We start from the raw sequence: 6,829 nt of genomic DNA, 5'->3' as shown, positions 1-6,829 counted from the left end.
CGTTGAGGTTTATGGCACCCTGCAGCTGGGTGGACCTGGCGGCCTCAACAGCCCCTCGTTCTACAACTCGATTCTCAACGCCAACAGCAACCTCATCCAGCTCCGTCCCGGTGGCACGCTCACCATTACAGACCAGCTTGGTTCCGTGGCTGACGGCCAGGGCCGCTGGGCAGATGCCACCGGTCAGGATATCAATGGTGGTACGTTCCGCTACGTTGGAGCCTCCAATGCGCAGTCTTTTGAAGTGGTTGGCACGCTGATTGCAAACAAGGGCTCCGCCATCCAGATCAACCGTCCCGCTGGTGCTGGCTCCGTCACCTTGTCTGCTGGTGGCCTCACCCGTGGCACCAATGGCACGCTCTTGATCAACGACGCTTCGCTGGCCCTCGTCGGCACTGTCAATACCACCACGCAGTCCAGCGCGATGGGCTTGATCAACAGCACGAGCCCGACGCCGGTCACCTCCTTTGCCCGCCTCGTGGTCTCGGGTGGTGTCGCGGTTGCCGGCACGACGCTGCAGGGAGCCAATTTGACTGGAGGCGGCGGCATCGTCGCTCCGTGGGTCATTGATTCCCAGAACAACACCTTCGTCTCCTACAACCAGGCCAACAACCTGACCGGTTTGGACACCGGCTTCCAGTCGCTGCTCAGCAATCAGGCCGCCAGCACCAACGGTGCCGCGCTTGCCCCGGGTTCCGGCCAGATCGGCTACAGCCACGTCTACAACGTCGCCGCCGGCACCATCAGTGTGGATCCGGGCGCAGGCAGCGTGATCGACATCGCGGCTGCGGAAACTCTTGGGACGAACATCAACACTTATGCTGCCCGCATCAGTGGCAACCTGACGCCGACCGCCACCTTCAACACGATCACCTTCGCGGGTGGCAATGCAGCCTTCGGCGGCCTGCTCTTCACCGGCACCCCGACCATCAGCACGGTTAACGCAGCGACCGCCACGACCCGGGCCGAGACCCTGGCGATGACCCTCGCCTTTGGTGCGCGTGAAGCCATGATCTACACCGGTGGCAACACCATCATCAACGCCCAGATCACCGGCAGCGGTGGGCTGACGAAGTTCGGTGCGTCCCAGCTCCTTATCTCCAGCAGCAACTCGGGACTCACGGGCAACATTACTATCAATCAGGGCAACCTGCTCCTGCAGAACCCAGTTTCGAATTCCGGCGTGGCCATCGCCAGCACGAGCAACAGCCAGAACATCATCATCAACGCCGGCAGTCTGATCATCGACAGCCTGCTCTCCAACAACGCCAGGCGTGACTCCAATCTCCCCAGCGGCGTCCGCCTAACCGGCAACCTCGGCAGCAACGTCTTCGTCAATGGTGATGCCAGCATCACCAGCAACAACCAAGGGTTCATGCAGCGCATCAACAACCTGACGATTGCCGATCTCGGGGCCAATTCGCCAATCTACCTGAACTTCGTGCAGAACGGCATCACCGTCACCGGCACCACGACTCTGGGGGCCAACAGCAACTTCATCGGCTCCTCCTTTGGTGCAGCCAACCAGAGCATTCTTGAAGGCTTGGTGGTGGGCGGTGCGAATGGCAAGCTGGTCAAGTATGGCAACGGCGGTCTCTTCCTCGCCAACGGGGTCAACACCTTCGGCACGGACGGCCAGATCGGGCTGGAAATCTGGCCCAGCACCCAGAACACCGCGACCAGCATCGTGGGTTCCATCTCACTCACCGCAGGCACCGCGACCACGGGCGTCTTTGGCGTGGGCGACATTAACATCCTCGCTGGAGGACAGCTCCGCCTTGCGGACATCGGCAACATCGCCTTCCAGAAAGTCACCGCGGTCAGTGATGACTGGGCCTTTGGCGGCATCGCCTTTGGCAATAACAACAACGGCACCCCGCTGACCCAGGCCAACATCCTTTCTGTGCTGACCACCGGTCCTGCGGCCGACGGTAAAGTGCAGTTCAGCACCATCGGCTCCAGCCTCGGTGTCATCTCCCTCGACAACGGCGTGCAGTATGGTGCACTCGACATCGGTGCGATGGAAACCGCCCTCAATCAGAGTGGGGCGGTGGAGCATCTCTGGCTCGGCACATCGACCAGCGGCGCGATCAACCAATACTACTTTGCCCCGACGCTGGGTGCTTCCACGGACGGCGTCTATCGCTTCGGCGGCGGCGGCAACCAGGGCACCATGCAGATCGGCGTGAACGCGTTTGAAAACGTGCTCACGGGCTCCAACTCTGTCCAGATCGGGGCCATGGTGGCGGGCAACGCCTATAACAACCAGCCCGTCATCAACGGCAACACCAACATCACACTCAACACCCGGAACAACTACACCGGCGACACTTGGGCCAACCGCAGCTCGACGCTCAACATCGGCAACAACTTCGCCCTGGGCAGCGGCAAGTTGGTGATCAACCACACCACGGATGGTGGCTTCAACCTGGGCCAGGGGCAGCAGGGTGCAGTTAGCGCTGGTGGTATCAGCCTTCTCAACAACGTGGATCTGGTGGCTGACTTCCGCTCAGCCGGCACAAATTTCGTGCTGCGCGGCAACGTCAATCTCACGCCGGCTGGCGTGGGCGGCACCCGAACGATCGATGCCACGGCTGAATTGAGCATCCTAGGGGTGATCAGCGGCGTGAATGGTAACCTAATCAAATCGGGTGCCAGCAACTTGGTGCTCAATGGTCTGAATACCTATACCGGCACCACCACCCTGACGGGGCTTAACAATGTCAATGTTGGCTCAAATCCGGCGCAGGCGGGCATCCTGTATGTCGGTACGGACGTGCTTCCGAATACTCCTGGTGCCCTCGGCAACTCAGATTCGCCGCTGCTTATCACCAACGTCGCTTTCGTCCAATCGGTTGCCACGAACACCTCGCCGTCCCTCGGGCTTTCCGGGCAGATCACCTTCGGTCGCGACATCATTGTCAATAATCCGAACGCCACCGGTGCCACCCAGCTCACTTCCAACATCTCCATCTTCAGCAACTCGCTCTACGGGTCGAAGATCACCGGGGGCATCAGCATCGTCTCCGGGAGCGCGGACCGTACGCTGAACTTCTTCTCCATCACCAGTGGCCGCCTTGAGCTGCTGGGACCGATATCCAGCAATGGCAACCTGCACAGCATCCTGATTGGAAGCACGGCGGCTACCAACTCCGGTGTGGTCTTCCTTGGAGCGGATCCAAACGGCTTCTCGCAGAACACCTATACGGGCAACACGACCCTGAACAACGCCCGCGTGGTGGTCGGTGCCAATTCCTACTACACGGGCGCACCGAATGCGCTGACCATCATCAGCGGTCCCTTCGGCACCGGTACGCTCACTTTCGGCTCAGGCAATAGCAACGCAGGCACCTTCATCGGCTCCGATGGTGCAAACCGCATCATTGCGAACACCCTCGGAGCTCTTGCCACGGCGGCGGCACTGCCGATCACCTTTGAAGGCCGTGGCAACCTGACCTTCATCAACACGGCGGCCGCGTGGAACCTCAACAGTGCGGCGACCACGCTGCAGAACCGCCAATTTGTGGTCAACACGACCCAAGGCGTCATTCAGTTCGACACAAACCTCACTGCAGGAGCCACAGAAGGAGCCAACGTGCTCAAGCAGGGTGGCGGCATCCTGATCTATACCGGCACCAATCAGGCGCTGAACAAACTGACCACCAATGTCAACTACGGCACTTCCTGGTTCATTGATGCCGGTCAACTCCGCGTGACCAACGACAACAATCTGGGCGACACGTCAGTTCTCCTGGCCGTGGGCACACCTTCACACTTGGTGGCTGGCCTGCCTTCCGATGTGCAACTGCGCGGTGGTACGCTTTCCATTGGCGGCTCCTTCACCTCAGCGCACCAGTTCCTCCTGAACAACGCAGCCAGCACGATTGAAGTCTCGGGCAGCAACACCTTTGGCATCGTCCTTCCCGTTGCCGTCATCTCAGGCGGCTCAGCTCAGGCCCTCACGAAGGTCGGCACCGGCACTCTGGTGCTGAACACCACGCTCAATGCAGCCACCAGCCTCACCATCGGCGGGGTTCCCGGCGGCGGCGGCACCGTGATGACCCAGACGACCAGCGGCACTCCATTCGGCGCGGGTGCCATCACCCTCAGTGACGGCACACTCGCGCTGCAGGGAACCTCGGGCACCGCTCCGGTGGGCGTCACTGTCGGCAGCACGCAGACAGCCGTCGGCTACGTCGTCACAGTGAGCAATGCCGCTGGCATCCTCCCGGGCATGGTCATCGCCAACAGCACCGTACCTGGCAGCATCACCGCTGGCACACAGGTCACGGCGGTGAACGGCAACACCATCACCCTCAGCGCGCCGACCGCATCGGTCCTCACCTCGACGAATGCTCTGACCTTCACGGTGCAGAACCAAGCGCTGACTGCGAGCTCCCTTACCTACAACGCAGCTCGAATCCAGCTGACGAAGGGAACCGCAGCAAGCTCCATGCTCACCCTCAGTGGCACGCTTACCCGTGGCACCAACGGCATGGCGACGATCATCTCGTCGAACCTGTCTTCGGATCTCGGCTCGACTGAGAAGTTCATCGTCACCACGAGTGCCCCGACCAACACAGCAAGTGGCGCCGGGTTCATCCTTGCGACGCCTTCCATCGTCGGCCGCTCCTCGACGGGTGCGGACACCAATTCGCTGAACTTCCTGCGCTACGATGCGACCAACGGCTTCCTGCTGCACAATGCCACCACGGTGGGTGTGCTGAATGCCTCGGCCGCCACCTCGCTGGCCGACATCATCAGCGCCCAGGTGGTCGCGAACGGCACGATCGATGTGCTCGACCTGCGCACGAACAGCAACATCACCGCTGCCGGTGGCTCCTCGTTGCTCCGCATCGCTGGTGGCGGCCTGATCATGAACGGCGACGCTGTCACGTCCGCCGGCCAGACCATCAGCAGCAACCTGCGCTTCGGCACGGGTGCGACCGCGCAGGAAGCCCTCGTGTTCGTCAGCGGCGGTCAGACAGGCAACTCGACGATTTCGGGCAACTTCGAAGCCTTCGACTTCACCAAGGCTGGCGCGGGCACCCTCCTCCTCTCCGGCACGGCCAACGTCATGGCCCCGTTCACCACGGGTCTGCGCAATCTGACCATTCAGGAAGGCACCGTTCGCTTCGCAGGCCAGAGCAGCGTGGCCTCGGGCGGCCTCATCAACCTTGTCGTCAACAGCAGTGCCAATGGGTTTGACCTCAACGGGCAAGCCATCACCGTCGGCGGCCTCTCCGGCTACGGCCGCGTGATGAACAGCGGTGCGCTCAACACCCTCACTGTGAACACCGGCATCGGCCAGAGCACGACCTACACCGGCACGATCGACGGCGCAGTGGCCATTACCAAGACCGGCAACGGCACCCTGACGCTGAACCTGCCGCGCAATGCTGATGGCGCATCACTCGCCAACACCTACACCGGTGGCACCATCATCAATGCAGGTCGTGTGACGAGTGCCAACGTGGTTGCACCGGTCAGCACTGGCACCCTGGCGGTGCGCAACACCCTCGCCCTTGGAACGGGCCCCATCACCCTCAAGGGCGGTATTCTCGATCTGTCGGGCACGGCCGCCAGCGGTTACGCGCTTGGCGAGGTCATCGACAACATCGCCGTCATCCAGTTCGGCTCCGGCAGCGGCTACAACCTGACCATCGACGCCTTCAACGGCTTCGGCAACGGCTCCACGTATGCCAACACCACCTCCGCTCTCACCGCAGGTGGCACTCCGCTTGGCTGGTCCCTGATCAACAACGTCACTCTCAACGCCTCGGCCCTCACGTGGGTTGGCGCTACGACCGGCGTGATGATCAACGGCACCCTCGCCGTCAATGCAGCGGGTGAGACCACCCTGAACACCGCAGCCAACGGCGTCATCAGCGGCAAAATCGACGCAGCAGGCAAGACCCTCGTGAAAATCGGCGGCCAGACCCTTTTCCTGACCAATGGAGACACCGGAGCCGGTGCTAACGCGGTGGGCGCTTGGAAACTCATGGCTGGCACGACGGAAGTCCGCCTCTCCAACGGGGCCTCCAATCCGCTTGGGGCCGGCGCTACGATCACCCTGAACGGAGCGACGCTTGTCATCAGCCATGAAGGTGACAACACCGCGAACATGCAGGTGCTGACCACCTTTGCGAACAACAACCTGACCATCGGTTCGACTGCCACGCTCGGCGGCGGCAGCTACATCGGCAGCGGCGGGGCGGCTCTGAATCTGACCCGGGCATCTTCCGCTTCCAACAAGACTGTTCAGTTCGGCACGCTGGCCTTTGGCGCTCCTTTGGGCTCTGCTCTCCTGACCCTCAACAACGTTGCGGACAACCAGCAGCTCTCGGCCAGCTTCACCGGCCTGAGCTTTATCAAGGATGCTGAGATCACCAACAACAGCCGCGGAGGTGGCAACGGCAACGTCACCATCAATGGACCGATCAGCGGCAACGGCACTATCTTTAAGAGCGGCGGTGGCAGTCTTTACATCAACAGCGACAATAGCGCCACCTTCAAGGGCGGCTACGTAAGCAATGGCGGCGTCACGCTCTTCGGCACCTTCGAAGGCAATGTGACCACCCTGAGCGACACCCCCGGCATCGCAGGACTCGTGGCCACTTCCAATCTGGGCACCGGCAACACCCTCATCCAACCGGGCACCGCCATCCAATACAACAGCACCAGCAACATCGCCGTCGGAGCCGGCAGCATCGACCTGCGCAGCAATGCCATGGCGAACTACGGCATCCTCCGCATGGCGGCCAATGCCCCGCTCTCCGACTTCAAACTCCTCATCGGCAACCTTGGTGGCCCGCAAGACACCTCCTAC

General features: G+C 61.7%; 1 protein-coding gene. It reads left to right on the top strand.

What is annotated here, in order from left to right:
- The coding region (locus ACIREA_RS23210; protein WP_397384725.1) for an autotransporter-associated beta strand repeat-containing protein at window positions 1-6,829 on the top strand (6,829 nt) is incomplete at both ends.

This window comes from Prosthecobacter sp. (assembly GCF_044373815.1).
Taxonomy (GTDB): Bacteria; Verrucomicrobiota; Verrucomicrobiia; order Verrucomicrobiales; family Verrucomicrobiaceae; genus Prosthecobacter.
The sequence above is the reverse complement of the archived record's forward strand: the minus strand, read 5'-3'. Positions and strand labels throughout refer to the sequence as shown.